This is a genomic window from Pseudomonas sp. H1_G08, from assembly GCF_054681355.1.
In genome coordinates this window covers 397,915-423,027 of record NZ_CP162822.1, presented here as the reverse complement: position 1 = coordinate 423,027, position 25,113 = coordinate 397,915, and the positions used below count along the sequence as shown (strand labels likewise).

Genomic DNA, 25,113 nt, shown 5'->3' with positions numbered 1-25,113 from the left:
AGGCCATGAGCCGTGCCGTATTAAGCAGCAGCCGGCACGCACGTGCAAGCAGGACACGGCGTCATATCGGCCAATTCGCCGGGCAGTCGCGGCGCTCTGGCCAGCGTCTTTCAGAAACATCCGCGAACGATTGGAAACAAATCCCCGATAGCCAAAAAAAACCGCTGCGCTAGGCTTGCGTCGATGCGCCACACAGGTGGGCGCGCCTATCGATCGCAGGGAGCGAACCGTATGTATTTCGAAATCTACCGACAAACCCGAGGCACCCCCAGCACTGGCAAAGGCCAATGGCGCTGGCGCCTGCGTGCGCGCAACCACGAGACGGTGGCCAGTGGCGAATCGTATGTGAACAAGGCTGATTGCCTGCACGTGATCAACCTGATCAAAGCCGTACAGGGCGAGACGCCGATCAAGGAGATTTGAGCGAAACCACATTCATCAAAGGTGCATGTGCTGCATTTGTTGCTTCCATGCACCCCGGCGCCTCTAGCAGCGCGCGCAGAGATGCGTCGACAGTGGAGCGAACCGGGAAAGCATCAGAGCTGTAACAGAACTACGCCGACCAATATGGCAATCACTGCCGATATCGCCATCACTTGAGTAGACGTCAACGCCAGCGCTGCATCCCTGGAACGGCCGACGAAGCGGCCGCGAATCTGATGCCGATCCGGCTGCGCTTCGAACAGGTTGTCCGGGTGCTCGTTGTCTTCAGGCTCATTGGTCTGCTGACCGGACCATGCACTTCGCGCCATCAAACGGTCGAGCAGACCGGGCATGACCGACTGCCCAATAATAGCTTTGATCGTCGACCACCCCAGCCACAACTCTCGCGGAGGATGCTTTACCACACTGAAAATCGCCCGTGCCGCTACGTCGGGGTCGTGAATCGGTGGCACCGGTTGGGGACGCTTGGGCAATTTGTTGCGCGCCCAGTCAAACTGCGGGGTATTGATCGCGGGCAATTGCACCATGCACACGCGAATATGGCTGCGCTCATGCAGCAACTCACAGCGCAACGAATCGGTAAAACCGCGCACGGCAAATTTTGCCCCGCAGTAAGCGGCCTGCAACGGAATGGCCCGATAGGCCAGCGCCGAGCCGACCTGAATGATCAATCCTTTGTTACGCGGACGCATCAACGACAGCGCTGCCAACGTGCCATGAACCGTGCCGAGATAGGTCACCTGAGTAACCCGCTCGATCTCGGCGGCAGACAATTGTTCTATCGGCGAAAGCACCGTGACCATCGCCGCGTTAACCCATACCGCCAGCGGCCCGAGCGCGGTTTCCAGTTGCTGGGCGGCCTGCTGCACGGCGAGCGCATCGGCGACGTCGACGCTGACTGTTTCAACCTGAACGCCATACGCTTGCAGCTCCTCTTGCGTGGCGGCCAGGCCCGCCGGATCACGCGCCAACAGTCCGATGCGGTAGCCCCCAGCGGCAAACCGATGAGCCACCGCGCGCCCGACGCCAGCACTGGCGCCGCTAATCACCACCAAAGATTGCTCCTGCATGAACCGTCCTCGTTGACGCTCAGTCGATCGGCCCGTTATTGATCATCAAGTCATCGCTCACTGCCAATATCTCCTCGGGGATCGGGTCCCTCACTGGTTGTTCAATGCAGTCTTTAGGATGGACGCCGAACGTGCGCCGTCAGTTCGTTTTTTCAGCCGAGCATCAAGCGCAGCTTGCGCAAAAGGTCCACCGGCGCGTAGGGCTTGGCGATCAATTCGAACTCATTGTCAGCCAGCTCATTGGGCGTCGACTCGTCCGCGCAGTACCCGGTCGTCAGCAGGATCTTCATGGCCGGATAGCGCTGGCTGATTTCCCGCGCCAGTGCCAGCCCGTTCATCTCGCCCGGCATGACCAAATCGGTGAATACCAGGTCGTATTCGCTACTCTGCAGCACGGCCAGTGCCTCGCTCGCATCTGCAGCGAGGTCGGTGTGGTAACCCTGTTCGGACAATACAAAGCGCGCCAGTTCAGCGACTTCGGCGCGATCCTCGACGATCAGGATGCGCTCCGTGCCCTTGAGATTTTCTGCGGTTTCAGCGGAGCCAGATGCCGATAGCTGACTGTCATCCGCCGGGAAGAACAGGCGCACCGTGGTGCCGAGTCCCGGCGTCGATTCGATTTTGACCACACCGCCGGATTGCTTGACGAAGCCGTAAACCATCGACAAACCGAGGCCGGCACCGTTGCCTTCCTCTTTGGTGGTGAAAAACGGCTCCATCACTTTGTCGAGATCGTCAGCGGCAATGCCCACGCCGTTATCGGCAACCGCGATGCAGACGTAACGCCCCGCCGCCAGTCCGCCCTGGTGCGGATCCGTCGAGTCCGGTACATCGACGTTGCGGGTCTGCACGGTGATCGCAGGTTGCTGCTGGTCAACCAGCGCATCGCAGGCGTTGGAGAGCAAATGGTTCAGCGCCATCTCGGCCTGCGCCGGGTCGAGCCGGCAGTTCCACAAGTCCTCGGCCAGTTCGAATCGCGGTTCCAGATCGGCGGATTCATGCGTCGGCAGCGTAGAGCGCTCAAGCAAGGCATTGAGATTGATCACCCGGCCTTCGAGCCGTTGTCGGCGGGAGAATGCCAGCAGATGCTGGGTCAGCAAACGTGCTTTTTCGGCCGCCGCGCGAGCGTGGCCGGCGCCGACCACGATGCGTTGCGGATCGATGCTCGGCCGCTTGGCGGTGTGCTGGATCAGCTCGATGTAGCCGATCATCACTTGCAACAGATTGTTGAAATCGTGGGCAATGCCACCGGTCAACTGCCCGAGTGCTTCCATGTTTTCGCTGTAACGCAAACCGTCCTCGGCGTCACGGCGGCGGCTGACGTCCATTTGCGAAGCGAAGAAATACACCAGTTGTCCGCGCTCGTTGAATAGCGGCGCGATGAACAGCTCGTTCCAGAACGACGAGCCGTCCTTGCGATAGTTGAGCACCTCCACGCAGGTTTCGTGTTGATGTTTCAGCGCTTGCTTGACCCGTTGCAACACCGCACGATCAGTCTGCTCGCCTTGCAGAAACCTGCAGTTGCGCCCGAGCACTTCTTCCAGCTCGTAGCCGCTGAGTTCAAGAAACGCATTGTTGGCAAAAATGATGGGATCGTCGGGCTGCGCTGGATCGGTGACAATCATGGCCATGCGGCTGACCTGCACCGCCGCGAAAAACACATCTTTGCGTTCTTGCGAAAGGGTCGCCGCATCGGCGCGGTCGACGATCGGCCTGGATTTTCTGGGCAAGTTGACCTCCGCTAAGTGACTCCGTTTCGCTGTGACCATCATCAGCGAGCGAAGTGCCGAGGCCAGCCGCCGACAGCGCGGGTGTCCGATGAATTGTCGCAGTCCATCGATGGATCCGAATCGCCTCGCTGATTGTCGAAAGCTCACCGAGAACTGCACGCAATATCTGAAATCCGATCCGCCAGGGAGAACCACCGTGGATTTGTTGTTTCTGGGCACGTCCGCCGGCGTGCCGACCCGCCAGCGCAACGTCAGCGCAACAGCATTGATCGCGTCTGCCGGCAAGGGCTGGTACCTGATCGATTGCGGTGAAGGCACTCAGCATCAGGTGCTGCGCACGCCGCTGTCACTGAGTGAATTGCGGGCGATTTTCATCACTCATGTGCACGCCGATCACTGCTTGGGCTTGCCGGGTCTGCTGGCGAGCACCGGCATGTCCGGACGCACGCGGCCACTGGACATTGTGCTGCCAACATCGCTGCATCCATGGCTGAAAATGAGTCTGGAGGTGACGCAATCGTATCTGCCGTTCGAGATCAACCTGCACGCTGTGGAAACGCTCACAGAGTGGCGCAGCGTCAACGTTCAGGTGCAGACCGTCGAGTTGTCGCACCGTGTGCCGTGTCATGGTTATGTGTTCACCGAGTCCGACCCGGAACCGCGTCTGGACGTGCAGCGCCTGGATGCCGAGGGTATCGAACGCGGCCCGCTCTGGGGTCAGTTGGCCCACGGTCAGGACGTGGAGGTTGACGGGCGGATGCTGCACGCTCGCGACTATCTGCTGAGTTCACGACCTGATCGACGCATCATTGTCTGCGGCGATAACGATCGTCCGGCACTGCTGGCCGAAGTGGCGCAATCGGCGGATGTGCTGGTGCATGAAGCGACATTCGTGCAGGCAGCAATCGACCGCGCTCGTGCCAGTTACGGCCACAGCAGCGCCGCCGCTGTCGCCGGTTTCGCCGAATCAGCCGGGGTGCGCAATCTGGTGTTGACGCATTTCAGCGCGCGCTATCAGGCCAATCCGGCGGTGAGCCCGTCGATCGAGGATGTGCGCAACGAAGCGGCAGCGCTGTATCACGGCCAACTGATTCTGGCGCGGGATCTGCAGCGCTATCACCTCGACCGTTTGGGGCATTTGCAGCCCGTAGCGATCGAGCGCAAATCTTTGCAAGTCACGAACATTTCCCAGTGATCAACCGGGGCGCGCCGCCTGATGTCAGGCGCGCGCCCCATCAAGCGCTCATAGACGATCTTCGCCCGTGCTTCAGCTGCGATGTTGGAGCGCATGTCGGCGCCCTTGTTGAGCATGACGATGATCGAGCCAATGATCTCCAGGTGACTGAGTTCTTCAGGCCTCCAGCGCGCGATTCGATTTCCGGCGCCGCGACCACTAACGCAGCAAATGCACCACCAACCCAACCAAAGCACAGCCCAGCAACACCTGAATCACTCCGCGTTTGAAGCGAAACAGCGCAACGGCTGCCGCAATGGCGATCAATGCCGAGGGCCAATCCAGGCTGCCGCTGAAACCCTGCGGCCAGAGCACGTGATAGCCGAAGAAACACGCCAGATTGAGAATCACGCCGACCACCGCAGCGGTGATCGCGGTAAGCGGGGCGGTGAATTTGAGTTCGTCGTGCGTCGACTCCACCAGCGGGCCGCCGGCGAGGATGAACAGGAATGAGGGTAGAAAGGTAAACCACGTCACCAGCGCGGCGGCGACCGCTCCGGCGAGGAACACCTGATCGGCGCCGAACACCTGCGACACATAAGCCCCGACAAAACCGACAAACGCCACCACCATGATCAGCGGCCCCGGTGTGGTCTCGCCCAGCGCCAGGCCGTCGATCATCTGTGTCGGGGTCAGCCAGCCGTAGTGACCGACCGCACCTTGATAGACATAGGGCAACACCGCATAAGCTCCGCCAAAGGTGAGCAGCGCTGCCTTGGTGAAGAACCAGCTCATTTGCGTCAACGTGCCCTGCCAGCCGAATAGCGCGGTCAACACGCCCATCGGCAATGCCCACAGCGCGGCGCCAATCACGGCGAGCATGGCCAGTTTCGTCCAGCTGAAACGGGCATGGGCCGGTGTTGGCGTGTCGTCGTCGATCAACGCCGGACCGAAAGACTTCTTTGCCGCACTATGCCCGCCGGCCCTGAATTTCTCCGGCGCCATTCGACCGCCGAAATAGCCAATCACCGCCGCGCCCAGCACGATCAGCGGAAACGGCACATTGAACGCAAAAATCGCCGTAAACGATCCCGCCGCAATTGCCCACAGCCAATTGTTCTTCAGCGCCCGCGAACCGATCCGATGGGCCGCCTGCACGACGATGGCCGTCACCGCAGGCTTGATCCCGTAAAACAGCCCGGCCACTACCGGCACCTCACCGAAGGCGATATAGAGCCACGACAGGAAAATCAGGATGAACAGCGAAGGCAACACGAACAACGCCCCGGCCACAATCCCGCCCCAGCTTCGATGCATCAGCCAGCCAATGTAGGTCGCCAGCTGCTGCGCCTCCGGCCCGGGCAGCAACATGCAATAGTTCAAGGCATGCAGAAAACGCCGCTCGGAAATCCAGCGCCGGCGCTCGACCAGTTCCTGATGCATGATCGAAATCTGCCCGGCCGGCCCGCCGAAACTGATAAAGCCCAGCTTCAACCAGAACCAGAACGCCTCGAGCAAACTCACGCTCTGCGGCCTAACGTCATCATCACCCGCCAACGGCTGAACTTCACTCATCGAGCTGTTCCTTTATGCAGTCGGCAGGTTGTACCCGAAAAGCATTGCGAACAAAACGCCAGAAACGAAAAAGCCCCCGCAATCAGCAATGATTACGGGGGCTTCGTCTTGTTCAATAATGGCGGAGAGATAGGGATTCGAACCCTAGGTACCGGTGAAGGTACAACGGATTTCGAATCCGTCCCATTCGGCCACTCTGGCATCTCTCCAACGGCGCGCATCATAACAACACTTTCGTCGGTTGCGAACCCCCCAAACGAAATTTTTTCCGTGCTATCAGATGCTTGCGTCGATTAAAGCGGTACGCCCAGACGAGCGGCGACTTCTTCGTAGGCTTCGATGACATCACCGAGGCCCTGGCGGAAGCGGTCCTTGTCCATCTTCTTCTTGGTGTCCTTGTCCCATAGACGGCAGCCGTCCGGGCTGAACTCGTCGCCGAGAACGATGGAGCCGTCGCTGAATACGCCGAATTCAAGCTTGAAGTCGACCAGCAGCAGGCCGGCGTCGTCGAACAGTTTGCTCAGGACTTCGTTAACCTTGAGCGACAGTTCCTTCATGCGCGCCAGTTGCTCGGCGGTGCCCCAACCGAATGCCACAACGTGGGATTCGTTGATGAACGGGTCGCCCTTGGCGTCGTCCTTCAAGAACAGTTCGAAGGTGTACGGGTTGAGCTTCATGCCCTCTTCGACGCCCAGACGCTTGACCAGGCTGCCGGCGGCGTAGTTACGCACGACGCATTCCACCGGGATCATGTCGAGCTTCTTCACCAGGCATTCGTTGTCGCCCAGCAGTTTGTCGAACTGGGTCGGCACGCCGGCCGCTTCGAGTTTCTGCATGATGAAGGCGTTGAACTTGTTGTTCACCATACCTTTGCGATCAAGCTGTTCGATGCGCTTGCCGTCGAACGCCGAAGTGTCGTTGCGAAACAGCAGGATCAAGCGGTCAGCGTCGTCGGTCTTGTAAACCGATTTGGCTTTGCCGCGGTAGAGTTCTTCACGTTTTTCCATGATGGGCTCCGCTTGCTAAGTAGGTGGGCTAGGCGATGTGGCGCCAGTCGAGCCCTGAATCTTGATCGGCCAGTTGCAGCCAGTCCGGGTCGCACCCGAGGGTGTCGACAAAACATTGCCGGGCCAGCTGCGGCAGGTTGTTCTTGCTGCTCAGATGGGCCAGCACCAGGTGTTGCAAACCCTGCCAGCCCAACTCGGCCACCAGGAATGCCGCCTGATGGTTGTTCAGATGTCCGCGTTCGCCGCCCACCCGCTGCTTGAGAAAGTACGGGTAGTGACCACGGGCCAGCATGTCGCGGCAATGGTTGGACTCGATCATCAATGCATCGAGGTCCCGATAGCCATCCAGCACCCGCTCGCAGAACGATCCCAGGTCGGTCAGCAGGCCGAAGCGCCGCTGTTCCTGATCGCTGAAGACGTACTGGGTCGGCTCCTGCGCGTCATGGGCCACGGCAATGACCCCGACGTTCAGTGCGCCGATCTGCAGTTGCTCGCCGCCGGCCAGAAAGCCTGCCGGTTCCAGCGGTTTGCGCATCCCGCGCAGTGTGCCGCGACTGAGGTAGACCGGCAGATTGTAGCGCCGAGACAGCAAACCCACGCCATGCACGTGGTCGGCATGTTCGTGGGTCACGAGTATCGCGCTCAGTTGCGCCGGGTGCACACCCAGGCGCAACAGACGTCTTTCGGTTTCCCGCAGGGAAAAACCACAATCAACCAGCACGTACGTATCAGCACTGGCGATCAGCGTGCCGTTCCCTTGGCTACCGCTGCCGAGAACGGCAAAACGCATATCGGATCAGCCCAGGTTGTCCTGAATCACGCTCAACACTTTACGCGCGACATCGGCCGGCGCGACGGTGTTGATGTTCTTTTCGACGGTGACCTGGATGTTCTCGCCCACCCTGCTCAGGCGAACCTGATAACGCTCGGCGCGGGCTTCGACTTCTTCCTTGCTCGGCGCACTGCCGAACAGGCTGCTGAAGAAGCCAGGCTTGTCGTCTTTCTTCTCGGCTTTTTCGGCCAGGTTGATGTAGTACAAGCCCAGGCTGCGGTTGATGTCTTCAACGCGCCATTCGCCCTGTTCCAGCGCACGGCCGACGCTCGACCAGGCGCGGTCCAGATCGGTACCGACGTTCAAGACCGGGTTGCCGCTGCCGTCTTCGTTCAGGCTGACACGGCTCGGGGCGTCGAAATCACGCGAGGCCAGCATCGACACCGAGCCGCCCTTCTCGGAGGTGCGACTCATGCTCGCGAGCATGTCGTCGACCAGCGCAGCGTCCAGGCCAGTGTTGACCGAACGGTTGGTGAAGGCCACGTCGGCCGTGCTGCCGGCAGGACGCTCGGCGCTGACTACGTAGATTTCACTGGTGTTGCGCTGCACGCCCGGCTCGATACGTACGCGCACACGGGTTTCGCTGTCGCTGGCGATACCGGCCGCACTCAGGCGCTTGGCCATCGAAGCGGACAGCTCGTCGGAGTGCTGCCAGGTAGTGGTGAACTCGCCGGTCTGCGGACGCTGTTCATCCAGACGGAAACCGTTGTCCTGGAAGAACTGCAGCGCCACTGGCCAGACTTCGGCCGGTGGGTGCTGGGCCACGACCCAACGCGTATCACCGCTCTTCTGCAGCGAGTAATCCGTGGCATCGGCAACCGCCGACAGCGGCTGAGGACGCGGCACGACGTATTCGCCCGTCGCGGTGTCATCGGCCACATTGCGCGGGATCGGCAACAGCGGATCGAGACGCTTGGCAGTGCTCACATCCGGTGGCAATTGCATCGGTGCAGTCTGTTGCGCTTGCAGGTAATCGCTTCCACGGTCGCGGAAATAACCTTCCGGCCCCCAGACCCATCCGCAGCCACTGGTGCTGGAGATAATCAAGGCAAGTGCGGAAAGTCCGGCCATTCGCTTCATGCGTTGTACTTCCTCAATTAAACCAGGACGTTGCACTGGCGCAGGGCCGAGCGCAGCGTTTCATGACAAGGGGTGCTCAGCCAGGTCAGTGGCAGGCGGATGCCTTCGTGCATCAGGCCCATTTCGACCAAAGCCCACTTCACCGGAATCGGGTTGGCTTCGATGAACAGGTCCTTGTGCAGCGGCATCAGTTTTTCGTTGATTGCGCGTGCGGTATCGGCGTCGCCCTTCAGCGCGGCCTCGCACAGGTCAGCCATTTCGCGCGGGGCGACGTTGGCGGTGACCGAGATGTTGCCTTTGCCGCCCAGCAGGATCAGCTCGACAGCGGTCGGATCATCGCCGGACAGCACGATGAAATCCTTGCTCACGCCATCGATGATCGCTTTGGCGCGCTTGAGGTCGCCGGTGGCTTCCTTGATGCCGATGATGTTCGGCACGGTGGACAGGCGAATCACCGTCTCGGCCTGCATGTCGCAGGAGGTGCGGCCGGGAACGTTGTAGAGAATCTGCGGAATGTCGACCGCTTCAGCGATGTGCTTGAAGTGCTGGTACAGGCCTTCCTGGGTCGGCTTGTTGTAATAAGGAACCACCAGCAGGCAGGCATCGGCGCCGGCGGCCTTGGCGTTGCGGGTCAGCTCGACGGCTTCGCGGGTCGAATTGGCGCCGGTGCCGGCGATGACCGGAATGCGCCCGGCAACCTGTTTGACCACGGCTTTGATGACGGCGATGTGCTCTTCTACATCAAGGGTGGCCGACTCGCCGGTAGTACCGACGGCGACGATGGCATGGGTGCCGTTCTTGAGGTGGAAGTCCACGAGTTTGCTGAGGCTGTCCCAGTCAAGACGCCCTTGTGCATCCATGGGAGTGACCAGTGCCACCATACTGCCCGCAATCATGAAACCGCTCCTGCCGGAAAAAGAGAGCGGTAATGGTACTGGCGCCAAGATGCTTGCACAAGCGAAGTACTGCGCCGCCGCCATTCCCCTTGGCGCCGCTTTTCGCTACCCTTCAGACTTTGATCGGTACAGATCAGCTTGTACGCCGGGTTTCAGCCTCCCCTTTCGGCCTCCCAGGCCCCGTTCCTGCGTCGCATCGACGCGCTCCCGCACAGTGGAGCGAGCCGCGAACGCTGGCCGGGGCTCTTTATACGGACCGCCAGAACAGGCACGCCCGGCCACCAATGCCCGTCAACCTACCGACCGCTCATCGCTTTAGGAATGCTGCATGTCCACCCCCACAGTTCGCGAACAATTCCTTGTCATCAGTGCCCTCGGCGCCAACCCCATGGAGCTGACCAACGTCCTGTGCCGCGCCAGCCATGAAAACCGCTGCGCCGTCGTCACCTCTCGCCTGACCCGCCACGGCGAGTGCAGCGCTCTGGTGCTGGAAGTTTCCGGTAGCTGGGACGCCCTCGCGCGCCTCGAAGGCAGCCTGCCATTGCTGGCCAAGCGTCACGCTTTCACCGTCAACGTGGTGCGCAGCGCCGCTCTGGAAAATCGTCCGCAAGCGCTGCCTTACGTGGCTTACGTCAGCTCGGCGTATCGCCCGGACATCATCAATGAGCTGTGCCAGTTCTTCATGGACCATAACGTCGAACTGGAAAACCTCACCTGCGACACTTACCAGGCTCCGCAGACCGGCGGCACCATGCTCAACGCCACGTTCACCGTGACCCTGCCGGCCAACACGCAGATCAGCTGGCTGCGCGATCAGTTCCTCGATTTCGCCGACGCGATGAACCTGGATGCCCTGATCGAGCCTTGGCGCCCACAAAACCCAATGTAAGGAAGCTTTCATGGCCGTTGTCATCGACCAACCGGTTGCGGATTTCACCGCGCCTGCGACCAGCGGGCAGACCGTCAGCCTGTCCGAACTCAAGGGCAAGCAAGTGGTGATCTACTTCTACCCAAAGGACAGCACCCCGGGCTGCACCACTCAAGGCCAGGGCTTTCGCGATCAATATGCGGCATTCAAGGCTGCCAACACCGAAGTCTTCGGCATTTCCCGCGACAGCTTGAAGTCGCACGAAAACTTCAAAGGCAAACAGGAATTCCCCTTCGAGCTGATCAGCGATAAGGACGAGGCGGTTTGCCAGCTGTTCGACGTGATCAAGCTGAAAAAGCTGTATGGCAAGGAATACCTGGGCGTTGATCGCAGCACTTTCCTGATTGATAAGGACGGTGTGCTGCGTCAGGAATGGCGTGGCGTGAAAGTGCCGGGGCATGTTGATGCCGTGCTGGCGGCGGCTGAGGCTCTGAATAAAGCCTGATGTTTTTGCTGCGTCGTCACCGACGCCATCGCTGGCAAGCCAGCTCCCACAGGGTTCAGCACATACAAAACCTGTGGGAGCTGGCTTGCCAGCGATGAGGCCAAAAGCCTCACCCCGATTTAAAGCAACGGCGCCACCACCGGCTCCTTGCGCGGCCACGCATCGAGCACAGCCTTGAACAGCGTCGCCAGCGGGATCGCAAAGAACACACCCCAGAATCCCCACAATCCGCCAAACAACAACACCGCGCAGATGATCGCCACCGGATGCAGGTTCACTGCTTCCGAAAACAGCAACGGCACCAGCACGTTGCCGTCCAGCGTCTGAATGATTCCGTAGACCGCCATCAGGTAGATGAACTGATCGCTCCAGCCCCACTGGAACAGCGCAATCAGCAGCACCGGCACGGTCACCACTACCGCACCGACATATGGCACCACCACCGACAAGCCGACCAGCAACGCCAGCAGCGCCGCGTAGTTCAGGCCCAGCGCGATGAAGGCGATGTAGGTCACGCCGCCGCAAATCACGATCTCGATGCCTTTGCCACGTATGTAATTGGCGATCTGCCGGTTCATTTCCTGCGCGACGCGGGTGATCAGCGCGCGCTCGCGAGGCAGATAGCCACGCACCCACTCGCCAATCATCGCCCGATCCTTGAGGAAGAAAAACACCAGAATCGGCACCAGCACCAGGTAGATCATGATGTTCACCAGCAGCGGCAAACTCGACAACGAGAAAGTCAGTGCCCACTGACCAAACTTGCCAATCTCGCCCCGCGCCGCTTCGATCGCTTGCAAGACTTGCTCGTCGGACACCAGATGCGGATAGCGCTCGGGCAATAGAAGCAACAGCGACTGCCACTTGGCGAGCATGCCCGGCAACTCGTTGAACAGCGTGATCAACTGATGCCACAGCAGCGGCAGCACCACGACAATAAAAAGCATCAGCGCGCCCATGAACAGCGCAAAGACCAGTCCCACCGCCACGCCGCCCGGCACGCGCAGTCGCTCGAGCGTCACCACCAGGCCTTGCATCAGATACGCCAGCACCATCCCCGCCAATACGGGCGCAAGCATGCCGCCGAGGGTGAGCACGGCGGTGAAGGCGAGAACCAGCAGCACCGCCAGCACCACGGCTTCTTCATCGGAGAAGTAGCGCTGAATCCAGTCGCGTAACACTTTGAACATCAATAATCCCTTCGATCGTTAACGCGCTCGCGTCAGGCTTTTTTCAACCAGTAACGGTAGACGCCAGCCTCGTCTTCTTCGCGCAACAGCGCATGACCGGCCAGTTTGGCAAAGGTACGGAAGTCGCGTTGCGAGCCGGCATCGGTAGCGATCACCTTGAGCACAGCGCCGCTGTGCAGTTTGTTGAGTTCCATTTTTGCCTTGAGCAACGGCAACGGACAGTTCAGGCCACTGGCGTCCAGTTCCACGTCATGGGCTACAGCGTCAGTCATTGCGTCACTCCGGTTCGTTGTCGAGCTGCCTAGAATATCTGGTCGCGGCTTCGGTGTCCGGCTACAGTAAGGTCTTTGTCCTCCAAGGCTTTGTGCATGACTTTTCTGCGCCCTACCCTGCTGACGCTCGCTTGCCTGCTCGCCTCACCAGGCTTTGCCGACGATCTGCCGTCACTCGGCGACGCCAGCTCTGCCATTGTCTCGCCGCAACAGGAATACCAGCTCGGCCGCGCCTGGCTGGCCATGCTGCGCAGTCAGGTTTCCCAGCTTAACGATCCGCAGCTCAAGGACTACGTCGAATCCAGCGTGTACAAGCTGGTCGAGACCAGCCAGGTTTCCGACCGACGCCTGGAATTCATCCTGATCAACAGCCCGCAACTCAACGCCTTTGCAGCGCCTGGCGGCGTGGTCGGGGTCAACGGCGGCCTGTTCCTCAACGCCCAGACCGAGGGTGAGTACGCCTCGGTGCTCGCTCACGAATTGGCACACTTGTCGCAACGCCACTTTGCTCGCGGGGTGGAAGCTTCACAAAGAATGCAGGTGCCGATGATGGCCGCGTTGCTGGCGGGTATCGTCATTGCGGCGGCGGGCGGCGGTGATGCCGGCATCGCCACCATCGCCGGCACCCAGGCTGCGGCGTTGCAGGAACAACGGCGCTTCTCGCGGCAGAACGAACAGGAAGCCGACCGCATCGGCATTCTCAACCTGGAAAAGGCCGGATACGATCCGCGCTCGATGCCGACCATGTTCGAACGCCTGATGCGCCAGTACCGCTTCGACGCCAAGCCGCCGGAATTCCTCCTGACTCACCCGGTCACCGAATCGCGTATCGCCGATACCCGCAACCGCGCCGAGCAGGCGAAACCGGGCGGCATCGAAGACAGCATGCGCTACCAGTTGATCCGCGCGCGGGTGCAGTTGATCTATGAGGAAACCCCGGGGCTGGGCGCCAAGCGTTTCCGCGCCCTGCTCGATGAGAACCCGAAAAACGATGTCGCGCGTTACGGCCTCGCCATCGCGCAAATCAAGGGTGGCCAGCTCAACGAAGCCCGCGAGAACCTCAAGCAATTGTTGGCCAAGTCGCCGAACGAGATCATCTACAACCTCGCGCAGGTCGATCTGGACATCACAAACAATCGCTTGCCCGATGCGCAATCACGGGTCGACCGCATGCTCACGCAGTTCCCGGGCAACTATCCGCTGAATCAGGTGCGCGTCGATCTGCTGCTGAAACAGAATCGCGCCGCCGATGCCGAGAAGGCGCTGGACAGCCTGCTCAAGTCCCGCCCGGATGATCCGGACGTCTGGTATCAGGTTGCTGAAACCCGTGGCTTGTCGGGCAACATCATCGGCCTGCACCAGGCGCGAGCCGAGTATTTTGCGCTGGTCGGCGATTACCGCCAGGCCATTCAGCAGTTGGACTTCGCCAAGCGCAAGGCTGGCAACAACTTCCCGCTGTCCTCGCGCATCGATGCCCGCCAGCGTGAGCTGATGGAACAGGAGCGTATGGTCAAGGACATGATGGGCTGAGTCGTTCCAGACAAGACAAAAACTTCAGATACAAAAAAACCGCCTCTTTCGAGGCGGTTTCTTTTTTACCTTGTTGCTGGCTTATTCAGCCAGTTTGAAGGTGATGAAGCTGGCACGGCCCTGACGCAGCACGCGCATCGACACCGAACGGTTCTTCGGCAACGCTTTGGCGATGTCGGTGAACTCCTTGGCCGAACCGATGGCCTGGTTGTTCAGGTGGGTGATCACGTCACCCGGCTGCAGACCGATCAGGGCCGCAGGACCGTCCTGCACTTCCTTGATCACCACACCACCTTTGAGGTCGTAGGTTTTCTTCTGCTCGGCGGTCAATTCACCGACCGCAACACCGAGGCGGTTGCTGCTGCTTTCAGCGCCGGATTTCGGCAGCGCGTCCAGCTCTTTGTCTTCGTCCGGAATCGCGCCGACAGTCAACTCGACATTCTTGCGCTTGCCTTCACGAATCACTTCCAGATTGGCTTTGGCGCCAGCCTTCAGTGCGCCGACCAGATGCGGCAGATCGGCAGACATGACGATCGGCTGACCGTTCATGCTCAGGATCACGTCGCCAACCTGCAGGCCGCCCTTGGCCGCAGGGCCGTCATCCTGGATCTGCGCTACCAGCGCGCCAGCTGGCTTGTCCAGACCAAATGACTCGGCGAGGTCCTTGTTCACTTCCTGGATGACTACGCCCAGCCAGCCGCGGCTGACTTTGCCACCGCTTTTGAGCTGGTTGGAAACATCCATCGCCACGTCGATCGGAATGGCAAACGACACGCCCATGAAGCCACCGGAGCGGGTGTAGATCTGCGAGTTGATGCCGACCACTTCACCGTTCAGGTTGAACAGCGGGCCACCGGAGTTGCCCGGGTTGATCGGCACGTCGGTTTGAATGAACGGCACATAGTTTTCGTTCGGCAGGCTGCGGCCGACAGCGCTGACGATGCCTTGGGTCACGGTGTGGTCAAAGCCGAATGGCGAACCGATCGCGACGACCCACTGGCCGGCCTTCAGATCCTGGGATTTGCCGAGCTTGAGCACCGGCAGATCCTTGCCTTCGATTTTCAGCAACGCCACGTCGGAACGTGGATCGGTGCCGACCAGCTTGGCTTTCATCTCACTGCGGTCAGCCAGACGGACGAGGATTTCGTCAGCATCGGCGATCACGTGGTTGTTGGTGAGGATGTAGCCATCCGGCGAAATGATGAACCCCGAACCCAGCGATTGCGCTTCACGCTGACGCCCGTCGCCACGCGGCGAGCGCTGCTGAGGCGGCATGCCACGCTCGAAGAATTCGCGCAGCATCGGTGGCAGACCTTCCAGATCCGGCATCTGCTGATTCACGCGACGGTCCGGCAGTTTCTGCGTGGTACTGATATTCACTACCGCTGGCGACGCTTGTTCGACCAACTGGGTGAAATCAGGCAGATCGGCCGCTTGCGCAGCAGGGACCGCCTGACCGAGCAACAGCACGGTGGCGAAGATGGAAAGATAAGACTTCAAACTAGGTATCGACATACAGCTCCCGTTACGACGAGCAGGGTTAAGCGATATGGAGCAAAGGAACACCGGAAACCACAGACCGGTATTTTTGTTCCGGGAACAACAAACAAGGCCAGAGCCGTGAGGCTCTGACCTATAAAAAATTTTCAGGGGTTTTGCAAATGAAAATGCTCAGCAAACATTTCGACGTCTCGACGACGAGGTGGAAATGACTGAAATCAGCTCACTGCTTGCTGGTCGCAGCGCCATCGTTGTTCCGCATCGATAGAGCGATTCGTTCGGCGGTGCCAATCGGGATTTCGCCAACCACCGTCACCATCATTTCACCTTGCGGTGTAGTCAAACGACGGGATACCGCGACGGTCGGACCCAACTGAGTGCGGGTGTCGGTGACGGTGGCACCGTTCAATGGCTCAAGGAACACCGAGAAACGCGCCAGGCCATCGTCATACATCAAGCTGCTGACCTGGGTATTGGTCTGCGCATCCTTGTGCGAACTGCTGCTGGTCAGCTCGAAGCCGGGCGGCAGCCAGTCCGAACGCCAGTTTTGCACGGTCTTCGCCGCAGAAGCCTTGTCGCTTGCGATGTTGATCGGCTTGCAATCGGCGTCTGCCAACAAATCCTTGTCCGACGGGACTTCATCGGTGTCGAGGCTGGTGAACTGAAAGCGCTCGAGCAATTGCCCTTTATCGTTCAACAGCAACGACTTGAGCGGCAGGCCGGTTTTCTTGTCCAGATGCAGCTCGAAACCGTATCGGTGCTGATCACGAGGGGTCAGCGACACGATCACTGCATCACGACCGGCCACGCGCGACTTGCCAATGACAGCAAGGTCATACCAATTCTTCAGCTTTTTGGGATCCAGCGCACGGGCGGCAGCGTTGGGCGAGTCACCCAATCCCGCAATCAGTGTGCCGCTGACGCATTGAGTACGTCCATCAATGCGCACGACTTCCTGAGCCGAACCGTCGAGCTGCAATAACCGCTCGCGGACCTGGCCATTCTGGACACGATGCCAGATGTTGTGCGTGGAAAAACTGCCGTTGCGCTCGTAAACGAAAGTACCGTGAAAGCTTTGCTGCTGCTCGGCCTGGCCCAGACGGGTCAACCAGTCCTGGGCCTCGTCAGCGTGGGCTGGAACGATGAACCAGCCACTGAGCAGAAGCGAAAGTAGAGGGATGGCGCGCATGATCCTCCTTAACGGTTTTCCAGGCTTGCGGCACGTGCGTATGGCAGCGCGCTTTCAGTTCCTTTGAGTGCAGCCTGCTGAGCGTGCTGACGCAGATAGCCTGGCAGACGCTGATCATGCCACCCTGGCTGTCCTTGCAGAACGCCGTTAGCCATAGGACCAGTCGCTTCCGAGCTCTCGCTGTAACCAGCCAGAACTGCCGGACCTTTGACCTGTGGAGTGGCCAGAGTAGGCTGATTCGACTGCTGGGCCAGTTCAACACCAGCGATTTCGTCCTGGTTGTACAGGCGAACACCGGCCAGAACGGCCACGGTTACCGAAGCGGCAACAGCGAGGCGACCCAGGTTGCGCCATGGGCTGCGGGATACTTTGGCCGGAGCCGTTTCGTCTTCCAGCGCAGCGGACACTGCCGCAGCGATATCCAGACGCGGAAGCAGCAGATCCTTGTGCATGGCTGCCCGAGCGATCTGGTAACGAGCCCAGGTCTCACGGGTATCAACATCATCCAGTGCGCTAAGCACTCGACGCAATTCCAGTTCGTCCGCTTCGTTATCCATCACTGCGGACAGCGATTCCTGCAGGGCTTCACGACTCATGGCGTTCCTCTCTTGGCTGTCGCCGCTGTCTCAGTTTTCCTGCAACAACGGTTGCAGGGCTTTGTCGATGGCCTCCCGAGCGCGGAAAATCCGGGAGCGCACGGTACCCACCGGACACTGCATGACGCTCGCAATGTCCTCGTAACTCAGACCATCGAATTCACGTAAAGTTAAAGCCGTACGCAAATCCTCTGGCAGTTGCTGGATGGTCCGATGGACGGTGCCTTCGATCTCATCCCGCAGCAATGCACGTTCTGGTGATTCGAGATCCTTGAGGCCGTGATCGCCATCGTAGAACTCCGCATCCTCCGAACTTACATCGCTATCCGGCGGCCGACGGCCGCGGGAAACCAGGTAGTTCTTTGCCGTGTTAATGGCAATACGGTACAGCCACGTATAAAACGCACTGTCACCGCGGAAATTTCCAAGTGCCCGATACGCCTTGATAAAGGCTTCCTGAGCAACGTCCTGGGCTTCATGGGTGTCGTGCACAAAACGCACGATCAACCCGAGAATTTTGTGCTGATATTTCAGCACCAGCAGATCGAAAGCTCGCTTGTCGCCACGCTGTACGCGTTCGACCAGCTGCTGATCCTCTTCCTGGGTTAGCATGAACACTCCTCGATAAGCCCGGAGGAGACTTGCATTACTAAACGACCAGACTTGCAAACATAGACTCGGGCTTTTCGCAAAAGTTCTCCCCCTCCAAGCAAGTTTCCTGCGGGCTCTGATTTGGCACGCACGAAAAACGCAGCGCGGGATAAACCGGCTGCGCGAATAATCTTGTTATCGGTTTCGCCGGCAGGAATCCAAACGCAGATTCCGCACTGAAGCCGACACTGTCCCTGGTTTCTGGCACCGTCTATTGATCTTGGGCCTTTGGCAAAAGTTCCAATTATTTATAGCCGTACCCACCTGACATTGCGCAACCCTGCTCGGAAAAGTCTGTTTCAGCGCCGATACAGGTGTCTTTTTCCCAAACCGGCAAAAAAACTTCCGACGAAGCACAGCGCTTTTTACCGCGCAGTAGTCTCACAATGCCATCTGGGCCTGGCTATTGTGCCGCCCAACCCCTCTATATACTAGTGGGCTGTGTGGCTGTCTTGACTCGCCGATCCAGCTGTCTTGCGCCAACCCCGACCCGGGTCGCTTTGAGCGGAATCCTGAAATGAGCCAACAGTTCCAACACGATGTTCTGGTGATTGGCAGCGGTGCTGCCGGTTTGACTCTCGCTTTGACCTTGCCCGGTCATCTGCGCATTGCCGTATTGAGCAAAGGCGATCTCGCCAACGGTTCGACCTTCTGGGCCCAAGGCGGCGTGGCCGCGGTGCTCGACGATACCGACACTGTCGAATCCCACGTCGACGACACCCTCAATGCGGGCGGCGGCTTGTGCCATGAAGACGCCGTACGCTTTACCGTCGAGCACAGCCGCGAAGCCATCCAATGGCTGATTGACCAGGGTGTGCCGTTCACCCGCGACGAACAGTCCGGCACTGAAGATGGTGGTTTCGAATTTCACCTGACACGCGAAGGCGGCCACAGTCATCGGCGCATCATCCATGCTGCAGACGCCACCGGTGCCGCGATCTTCAAAACCTTGCTGGCCCAGGCCAAAGAGCGCGAGAACATCGAACTGCTGGAACAGCGGGTGGCCGTTGATCTCATCACCGAGCGCCGCTTGGGCATGGAAGGCGATCGCTGCCTCGGCGCCTACGTGCTGAACCGCGCCACGGGCGAAGTCGACACCTACGGCGCACGTTTCGTGATTCTGGCTTCGGGCGGCGCGGCCAAGGTCTACCTTTATACCAGCAACCCCGACGGCGCCTGCGGTGACGGCATCGCCATGGCCTGGCGCTCCGGTTGCCGGGTGGCGAACCTGGAATTCAACCAGTTCCACCCGACCTGCCTGTATCACCCGCAAGCCAAGAGTTTCCTGATCACTGAGGCGTTGCGTGGCGAAGGCGCGCATTTGAAGCTGCCCAACGGCGAGCGCTTCATGTATCGCTTCGATAAACGCGCGGAGCTGGCGCCTCGTGACATTGTCGCGCGGGCCATCGACCATGAAATGAAGCGTCTGGGTGTCGACTGCGTATATCTCGACATCAGCCACAAGCCTGAACCGTTCGTAAAAACTCACTTCCCGACTGTTTATGAACGCTGCCTGGGCTTCGGCATCGACATCACCAAACAACCGATCCCGGTGGTCCCCGCCGCGCACTACACCTGTGGCGGAGTGATGGTCGATCAGCACGGTCGCACCGACGTGCCTGGCCTCTACGCCATCGGCGAAACCAGCTTCACCGGCCTGCACGGCGCCAACCGCATGGCCAGCAATTCGCTTCTGGAATGCTTCGTTTATGCCCGTTCGGCAGCAGCGGACATTCTCGCGCAACTTGATGAGGTCGGGGCGCCAAACGCCCTGCCCGCTTGGGACGCCAGCCAGGTCACCGACTCGGATGAAGACGTGATCATTGCGCACAACTGGGACGAGTTGCGCCGATTCATGTGGGACTACGTCGGCATCGTGCGCACCAACAAGCGCCTGCAACGGGCGCAGCATCGGGTGCGTCTGCTGCTGGATGAGATCGATGAGTTCTACAGCAACTATAAAGTCAGCCGCGACCTGATCGAGCTGCGCAATCTGGCACAAGTCGCCGAGTTGATGATCAGCTCAGCCATGGAGCGCAAGGAAAGTCGTGGCCTGCATTACACCCTCGACTACCCGGATCTGCTGCCCGAAGCGCTCGACACTATTCTGGTGCCGCCCACCTACGCCGGCTGAACTTGAGCCGCACTCGCAGGCGTCGGTGCAGATCCGCCGCCTGCGAGTCACGTGGTACGCAGATCGACCTGACCCGCCACTCTCCGCGCAAACGAAAGCGCAACACCACAATCAATGGCAGCGCCAGACTGTCCGGGCGCAGTTGCACCGCTTGCCAGCCATCAGCCTGATTCCAGACCTGCCAGCCATCGCCATCGCGGCGCAAGCCGCAGAATGCTTTCGGGTGGTTCAGCAGAATCTGCCGTGGCAGCACCCAAAAACCATGCAGCGCACAGACGCAAGCGCCGAGCAGACTGGCCCAGAGTGGAATCGACAGAAGAAACAACGAGCCCATGGCGAACGCCTGGGCCAACAGATACGCCGCCAGCAACTGCCGTGAGGCATGCCAGCGGCATTCGAACGTATTACTTGGGCTGGACACGATCCAGAATCATCCGGACCATGCGTTGCAGCTCGGGATCTTCCGACTCGCTGCGCTCCATGAACCAGCCGAACATGTCCTGATCCTCACAGGTCAGCAAACGCACGTACAGATCGCGATCCACTTGATTCAACGTCGCGTAAACCTCCTGCACGAACGGCACCAGCAGCACGTCAAGCTCAAGCATGCCGCGACGGCTGTGCCAAAAGAGGCGATTCAGTTCAACTTGTTCGACCATGGAGCCCTCCTCGAATTTGCCGGGCAGTATACAGCCCCGGCGCGGGCCGCACAGTCGGCTTTGGTCGGGGACCTCTGATCCTTTATCAACTACCCATTTCAACCCTGCCCCCTTATGATGTGCCCCAGTCTATTTACCCTGCGATGACCCATGGCCGATTCTGCTTTTTTCTGCACCCTGTCTCATGAAGGCGTACTCGCGGTTCGCGGTGCGGACGCCGGAAAATTCCTGCAAGGCCAGTTGACCTGCAACATCAATTACCTGAGCGACACCCGCGCCAGCCTCGGCGCCCGCTGCACGCAGAAAGGCCGGATGCAGTCGAGCTTCCGCATCCTGCTTGAAGGTGACGGCGTGGTGATGGCGATGGCCAGCGAGCTGCTCGAACCGCAACTGGCCGACCTGAAAAAGTACGCGGTGTTCTCCAAATCGAAGCTGACCGATGAAAGCGCCGCCTGGGTGCGCTTCGGTGTGGCACATGGCGATGCAGCCCTGACCAGTCTCGGTCTGGCACTGCCCGCCGAAACCGACAGCGTTGTGCGCCATGAAGGCCTGATCGCAATTCGCGTTTCGCCCGAGCGCGCCGAACTCTGGGTGCCTGCCGCTCAGGCGCCAAACATTCAAAGCCGACTGTCCGCCACGCTGGCTGAGGGCGAACTGAATCAATGGCTGCTGGGCCAGATCCGCGCCGGTATCGGCCAGGTCATGCCTTCCACCCGCGAGCTGTTTATCCCGCAGATGCTCAATTTGCAGGCGGTCGGCGGCGTGAGTTTCAAGAAAGGCTGCTACACCGGCCAGGAAATCGTCGCGCGCATGCAGTACCTGGGCAAGCTCAAGCGGCGCCTGTACCGCCTGCGCCTGGACGCGGCCGAGTTGCCGGAGCCCGGCACTCAGTTGTTCGCCCCCAGCCACAACAGCTCGATCGGCGAAGTGGTGCTGGCGGCCAATGCCGAGGGAAACATTGAACTCCTGGCCGTGTTGCAGGCCGAAGCTGCCGAAGCCGGTGATTTGCGTCTGGGCGCCCTCGAAGGCCCCGCGTTGCACGTGCTCGACCTGCCTTACGAACTGGATCGCGACCGCGAAATCCAGCGTTGATCGCAGCATTGTTGCAACACCCTAGAGAGTCCAAATGAGCGAACTGGCGGAAAAGGTCCAACAGGATTTGGTTGCGGCCATCGATAACGATGACCTGGTTCTGCCAACGTTGCCGGAAGTGGCCCTGCAGATTCGCAAGGCCGCCGAGGATCCGGAAATCAGCGTCAGCGATCTGAGCAAAGTCATCGGCCGCGACACCGCGCTGTCGGCGCGCCTGATCAAAGTGGTCAACAGTCCGCTGCTGCGCGCCGCGCAGGAAGTCACCGACCTGCACACCGCCATCACCCGTTTGGGCATCAACTACAGCAGCAACCTGGCGATCGGTCTGGTGATGGAGCAGATCTTCAATGCCCGCTCCGAGGTGGTCGAACAGAAGATGCGCGAAGTCTGGCGCAGCAGTCTGGAAATCGCTGGCGTCAGCTATGCCCTGTGTCGTCGTCACACTCAGCTCAAACCCGATCAGGCGGCACTCGGCGGGCTGGTGCATCAGATTGGCGTGTTGCCGATTCTGACTTACGCCGAAGACCACAATGAACTGCTCTCCGATGCGGTCAGCCTGACCCATGTGATCGAGCAGATTCACCCATTGCTGGGCGAGAAATTGCTGCGGGTCTGGGAGTTTCCCGAGCGCCTGGTGCATTTGCCGTTGCTGTATCAAGACTTCAGCCGCGACTCGACGCGCATCGATTACGTCGATGTCGTGCAAGTGGCCAATTTGTATTGCCGCAAGGACACCGATCATCCGTTTGCGCGGATTGACCCGTTTAGCGTGCCGGCGTTCAGGAAGCTGGGGATTGACCCGGAGAACAAGCAGTTCTGCGCGGATCTGGAAGAATCGCGGTCGATGTTCTACTGACCTGTAGTGAGGGGATTTATCCCCGTTGGGTTGCGAAGCGACCCTAGACTCTGCGATCCGAACCGCGACTGCTGCGCAGCCGAGCGGGGATAAATCCCCTCGCCACAAAAACCCCTGGTCACAAAAGTACTACCCGGCAATAAAACTGACCCGCACCTTCAACCCTGCCTGCTCGCCATCATGCAGGGTGATCTGCGCCAGATGCGCGCGACAGATCTCGCCGACAATCGCCAAGCCCAGACCTGAACCGGCGACCTGCTGATTACGCCGGTAAAACCGCTCGAACACCCGATCGCGCTCATGCAGCGGGATCCCGGGCCCGTCGTCCTCAACCTCAAGCACCGCCGGCGCCGTCACCCGCAAAATCACATTGCCGCCTGGTGGCGTATGCGCCAGCGCGTTGTCGACCAGATTGCTCAACAGTTCATTGAGCAGCGTCGGCTCACCGCGCAGCCACACCGGTTCATCCGCCTCCAGCGCCAAAGCCACACCCCGTTTGTGCGCCAAAGGCGCCATGGCCATGCCCAGCTCTCGGGCCAATTGACTCAGATCGAGCAACTGCGCGCCGCCCTCGGCAATCGCCCGCGCACCGTTTTCGACCCGGGCCAGCGACAACAGCTGATTGGCCAGATGGGTCAGGCGATCGGTGCTTTGTGCGGATGACTCAAGGGTGGTGCGCCAGGTTTCCGGTTCGTTTGAGCGCAGGCCCAATTCCAGGCGTGCCTTGAGTGCCGCCAACGGCGTGCGCAACTCGTGAGCGGCATCGGCGATGAACTGCGCCTGCCGCTCGAACTGGCCGCGTAGCCTTTCGGTGAAATGATTGAGCGCGCGGACCAAGGGTCCCAGTTCATGCTGCACTTCCACCAACGGCAGCGGCCGCAAGTCGTCGGGCTGGCGTTCCTCAACAGCGGTTCTTAACCGCTCCAGCGGGCGCAACGCCGCACTCACCGCGAACCACACCAGCAGCAATGCACCCACGGCCAGCATGCCCAGGCGCAGCAACGTATCGGCCGCCAGACTGCGCGCCATGCTGACCCGCGCTTCGTCGGTTTCAGCCACGCGGATTTCCGCCATGCCGTTCATGTTCGGCTCGCTTACGGCCTTGAGCAGGCTGACCACGCGCACGTTCTGGCCGTTGTACTTCGCATTGTAAAAGCGCGCCAGCGCCGGATAGCTGTCGGTGCGCGGCGTGCCGGGCGGTGGCCCGGGAAGATTTTCGTAGCCGGAAATCAGCTTCTGGTGAATGTCGTTGACCTGGTAATAGATGCGCCCGGCGCTGTCGTAGGCGAAGGTGTCCAGCGCCACGTAAGGCACATCGGCGCTGAGGCTGCCATCGCGCTGCGACAACCCGGCAGCGATGGTGCGTGCCGAGGCCAGCAGCGTGCGGTCATACGCGGTGTCGGCGGCTTCGCGACCGTTCCAGTAAGCGCTCAAGCCGCTGGCGAGCATCAGCACCACCAGCAACCATCCAAGGTTCCACAGCAACCGCCAGCGCAGGCTGCTGGGCTTATGCATCGCGGCTTTCCAGCAGATAGCCGAGGCCACGGAAGGTGACGATGGCCACGGGCTGGCCATCGAGTTTCTTGCGCAAGCGGTGCACGTAGATTTCGATGGCGTCGGGGCTGGCTTCTTCGTCGAGGCCGAACACCTGCGCGGCCAGTTGCTCCTTGCTCATCACTCGCCCCGGCCGCGCGATCAACGCTTCGAGAACGGCTTGCTCGCGCGAGGTCAGGGTCAGCAGTTCGTCGCCGAGGGTGAAGCGCCGCGTATCGAGGTCGTAAGCCAGCACGCCACAGCGCTGCTGACGCTCGCCGCCCAGCACACTGCGGCGCAGCAAGGCTTTGACCCGCGCTTCCAGTTCCGTCAGTTCGAACGGCTTGGCCAAGTAGTCGTCAGCACCGAGATTGAGGCCATGCACGCGATCCTTGACGTCACTGCGCGCGGTCAGCATCAACACCGGCAGGTTTTTGCCGCGTGCACGCAGCCGCGCCAGCACCTCGAAACCGTCCATGCGCGGCAGGCCTACGTCGAGGATCGCTACGGCGTATTCCTCGCTGCCCAACGCCAGGTCGGCAGCTACGCCATCGTGCAACACATCCACCGTCAGACCGGTGCTCTTGAGCGCCTGAGCCACGCTTTCGGCCAGTTGCAAATGGTCTTCGACGAGCAGGACACGCATGGATTTTTACCTCGTTCAGGGTTGGCCGACGCCACGCTTTGTCGCGGAGTTTACAGCCGCAACCGCCGCTGTGAAGCCCGAAAA

General features: G+C 60.2%; 25 protein-coding genes, 1 tRNA gene and 1 pseudogene. 8 read left to right on the top strand and 19 right to left on the bottom strand.

The annotated features are described in order from the left end of the window. Nucleotides 1-231 precede the first annotated feature (231 nt). Nucleotides 232-423 carry a YegP family protein gene (locus tag AB4N85_RS01965; protein WP_016771242.1) on the top strand — a complete coding sequence of 64 codons (192 nt, stop codon included), beginning with the start codon at nt 232-234 and terminating at the stop codon, nt 421-423. Nucleotides 424-536: 113 nt separating this feature from the next. On the opposite strand, the gene AB4N85_RS01960 is transcribed toward AB4N85_RS01965, so the two are convergent. Then, nucleotides 537-1,514, bottom strand: coding sequence for an SDR family oxidoreductase (locus AB4N85_RS01960; RefSeq protein WP_460066746.1), 978 nt, complete (start codon nt 1,512-1,514; stop codon nt 537-539). Between the two features lie 152 nt (nt 1,515-1,666). Then, complete coding sequence (locus AB4N85_RS01955; RefSeq protein WP_315434943.1) at nt 1,667-3,244, bottom strand: histidine kinase famiy protein; 1,578 nt, start codon at nt 3,242-3,244, stop codon at nt 1,667-1,669. 196 nt (nt 3,245-3,440) lie between these two features. Here AB4N85_RS01955 and AB4N85_RS01950 point away from each other — a divergent pair, with 196 nt between their 5' ends. Next, nucleotides 3,441-4,439 carry a ribonuclease Z gene (locus tag AB4N85_RS01950; protein WP_460066744.1) on the top strand — a complete coding sequence of 333 codons (999 nt, stop codon included), beginning with the start codon at nt 3,441-3,443 and terminating at the stop codon, nt 4,437-4,439. A gap of 23 nt (nt 4,440-4,462) precedes the next feature. Here AB4N85_RS01950 and AB4N85_RS01945 read toward each other — a convergent pair. The 7 genes and pseudogenes from AB4N85_RS01945 to dapA all read right to left on the bottom strand — a co-directional run. Continuing rightward, nucleotides 4,463-4,597, bottom strand: a pseudogene (locus AB4N85_RS01945) (manganese catalase family protein); the annotation flags it as partial. A gap of 40 nt (nt 4,598-4,637) precedes the next feature. After that, nucleotides 4,638-5,993, bottom strand: a complete 1,356-nt coding sequence (chrA, locus tag AB4N85_RS01940; protein WP_460066741.1) for a chromate efflux transporter — start codon at nt 5,991-5,993, stop codon at nt 4,638-4,640. A gap of 119 nt (nt 5,994-6,112) precedes the next feature. Continuing rightward, nucleotides 6,113-6,202: transfer RNA gene (locus tag AB4N85_RS01935), tRNA-Ser, on the bottom strand. An 84-nt stretch (nt 6,203-6,286) separates the two neighbouring features. Next, nucleotides 6,287-7,000, bottom strand: coding sequence for a phosphoribosylaminoimidazolesuccinocarboxamide synthase (gene purC / locus AB4N85_RS01930; RefSeq protein WP_016771262.1), 714 nt, complete (start codon nt 6,998-7,000; stop codon nt 6,287-6,289). Nucleotides 7,001-7,028: 28 nt separating this feature from the next. Then, nucleotides 7,029-7,790, bottom strand: coding sequence for an MBL fold metallo-hydrolase (locus tag AB4N85_RS01925; protein WP_024012002.1), 762 nt, complete (start codon nt 7,788-7,790; stop codon nt 7,029-7,031). Between the two features lie 6 nt (nt 7,791-7,796). Continuing rightward, on the bottom strand, nt 7,797-8,912 hold the full coding sequence (bamC, locus tag AB4N85_RS01920; protein WP_460066735.1) for an outer membrane protein assembly factor BamC: 1,116 nt from the start codon (nt 8,910-8,912) through the stop codon (nt 7,797-7,799). Nucleotides 8,913-8,929: 17 nt separating this feature from the next. Next, nucleotides 8,930-9,808 (bottom strand): 4-hydroxy-tetrahydrodipicolinate synthase, encoded by an 879-nt coding sequence (gene dapA, locus AB4N85_RS01915; protein ID WP_016771265.1) that lies wholly within the window; start codon nt 9,806-9,808, stop codon nt 8,930-8,932. Between the two features lie 328 nt (nt 9,809-10,136). On the opposite strand from dapA, the gene AB4N85_RS01910 reads away from it, so the two are divergent. Together AB4N85_RS01910 and AB4N85_RS01905 are read left to right on the top strand one after the other, a co-directional pair. Then, nucleotides 10,137-10,697, top strand: coding sequence for a glycine cleavage system transcriptional repressor (locus AB4N85_RS01910; protein WP_024012001.1), 561 nt, complete (start codon nt 10,137-10,139; stop codon nt 10,695-10,697). A 10-nt stretch (nt 10,698-10,707) separates the two neighbouring features. Next, complete coding sequence (locus AB4N85_RS01905) at nt 10,708-11,181, top strand: peroxiredoxin (RefSeq protein WP_041478861.1); 474 nt, start codon at nt 10,708-10,710, stop codon at nt 11,179-11,181. Between the two features lie 119 nt (nt 11,182-11,300). Here AB4N85_RS01905 and AB4N85_RS01900 read toward each other — a convergent pair whose 3' ends face one another. Together AB4N85_RS01900 and AB4N85_RS01895 are read right to left on the bottom strand one after the other, a co-directional pair. After that, nucleotides 11,301-12,371, bottom strand: a complete 1,071-nt coding sequence (locus AB4N85_RS01900) for an AI-2E family transporter (protein ID WP_041478862.1) — start codon at nt 12,369-12,371, stop codon at nt 11,301-11,303. Between the two features lie 32 nt (nt 12,372-12,403). Next, complete coding sequence (locus AB4N85_RS01895; RefSeq protein WP_041478863.1) at nt 12,404-12,643, bottom strand: sulfurtransferase TusA family protein; 240 nt, start codon at nt 12,641-12,643, stop codon at nt 12,404-12,406. A 96-nt stretch (nt 12,644-12,739) separates the two neighbouring features. On the opposite strand from AB4N85_RS01895, the gene AB4N85_RS01890 reads away from it, so the two are divergent. Then, on the top strand, nt 12,740-14,173 hold the full coding sequence (locus tag AB4N85_RS01890; RefSeq protein ID WP_024011999.1) for a M48 family metalloprotease: 1,434 nt from the start codon (nt 12,740-12,742) through the stop codon (nt 14,171-14,173). Between the two features lie 81 nt (nt 14,174-14,254). On the opposite strand, the gene AB4N85_RS01885 is transcribed toward AB4N85_RS01890, so the two are convergent. The 4 genes from AB4N85_RS01885 to rpoE form a co-directional block, all read right to left on the bottom strand. Continuing rightward, nucleotides 14,255-15,688 carry a DegQ family serine endoprotease gene (locus AB4N85_RS01885; protein WP_039760902.1) on the bottom strand — a complete coding sequence of 478 codons (1,434 nt, stop codon included), beginning with the start codon at nt 15,686-15,688 and terminating at the stop codon, nt 14,255-14,257. 208 nt (nt 15,689-15,896) lie between these two features. Then, on the bottom strand, nt 15,897-16,862 hold the full coding sequence (locus AB4N85_RS01880) for a MucB/RseB C-terminal domain-containing protein (RefSeq protein ID WP_095180602.1): 966 nt from the start codon (nt 16,860-16,862) through the stop codon (nt 15,897-15,899). Between the two features lie 8 nt (nt 16,863-16,870). After that, nucleotides 16,871-17,458: a sigma-E factor negative regulatory protein gene (locus tag AB4N85_RS01875; protein WP_008077804.1), complete on the bottom strand. Its 588-nt coding sequence runs from the start codon at nt 17,456-17,458 to the stop codon at nt 16,871-16,873. A 30-nt stretch (nt 17,459-17,488) separates the two neighbouring features. Beyond that, nucleotides 17,489-18,070 carry an RNA polymerase sigma factor RpoE gene (gene rpoE / locus AB4N85_RS01870; protein ID WP_003172477.1) on the bottom strand — a complete coding sequence of 194 codons (582 nt, stop codon included), beginning with the start codon at nt 18,068-18,070 and terminating at the stop codon, nt 17,489-17,491. A gap of 556 nt (nt 18,071-18,626) precedes the next feature. Here rpoE and nadB point away from each other — a divergent pair. Beyond that, nucleotides 18,627-20,243 carry an L-aspartate oxidase gene (gene nadB, locus AB4N85_RS01865; RefSeq protein WP_460066727.1) on the top strand — a complete coding sequence of 539 codons (1,617 nt, stop codon included), beginning with the start codon at nt 18,627-18,629 and terminating at the stop codon, nt 20,241-20,243. Here the strand turns inward: nadB and AB4N85_RS01860 are convergent. Both AB4N85_RS01860 and AB4N85_RS01855 read right to left on the bottom strand, forming a co-directional pair. Beyond that, the gene (locus AB4N85_RS01860; protein ID WP_095180600.1) at nt 20,212-20,664 is read right to left on the bottom strand and encodes a protein YgfX; all 453 of its coding nucleotides are present in this window, start codon (nt 20,662-20,664) and stop codon (nt 20,212-20,214) included. The two genes, nadB and AB4N85_RS01860, sit on opposite strands and share 32 nt — an antisense overlap. Beyond that, nucleotides 20,648-20,902 carry an FAD assembly factor SdhE gene (locus AB4N85_RS01855; protein WP_007911418.1) on the bottom strand — a complete coding sequence of 85 codons (255 nt, stop codon included), beginning with the start codon at nt 20,900-20,902 and terminating at the stop codon, nt 20,648-20,650. Before AB4N85_RS01855 ends, AB4N85_RS01860 begins: the two co-directional genes overlap by 17 nt. Before the next feature lie 150 nt (nt 20,903-21,052). Between AB4N85_RS01855 and ygfZ the strand changes: the two genes are divergently transcribed. Both ygfZ and AB4N85_RS01845 read left to right on the top strand, forming a co-directional pair. Continuing rightward, nucleotides 21,053-21,994 (top strand): CAF17-like 4Fe-4S cluster assembly/insertion protein YgfZ, encoded by a 942-nt coding sequence (ygfZ, locus tag AB4N85_RS01850; RefSeq protein WP_252868943.1) that lies wholly within the window; start codon nt 21,053-21,055, stop codon nt 21,992-21,994. Nucleotides 21,995-22,028: 34 nt separating this feature from the next. Then, nucleotides 22,029-22,850, top strand: coding sequence for an HDOD domain-containing protein (locus AB4N85_RS01845; protein WP_016770675.1), 822 nt, complete (start codon nt 22,029-22,031; stop codon nt 22,848-22,850). A gap of 129 nt (nt 22,851-22,979) precedes the next feature. Here the strand turns inward: AB4N85_RS01845 and AB4N85_RS01840 are convergent, their stop codons facing one another. Next, nucleotides 22,980-24,365, bottom strand: a complete 1,386-nt coding sequence (locus AB4N85_RS01840) for a sensor histidine kinase (RefSeq protein WP_039760888.1) — start codon at nt 24,363-24,365, stop codon at nt 22,980-22,982. Next, nucleotides 24,358-25,029, bottom strand: coding sequence for a response regulator (locus AB4N85_RS01835; protein WP_024011992.1), 672 nt, complete (start codon nt 25,027-25,029; stop codon nt 24,358-24,360). Before AB4N85_RS01835 ends, AB4N85_RS01840 begins: the two co-directional genes overlap by 8 nt. Nucleotides 25,030-25,113 lie beyond the last annotated feature (84 nt).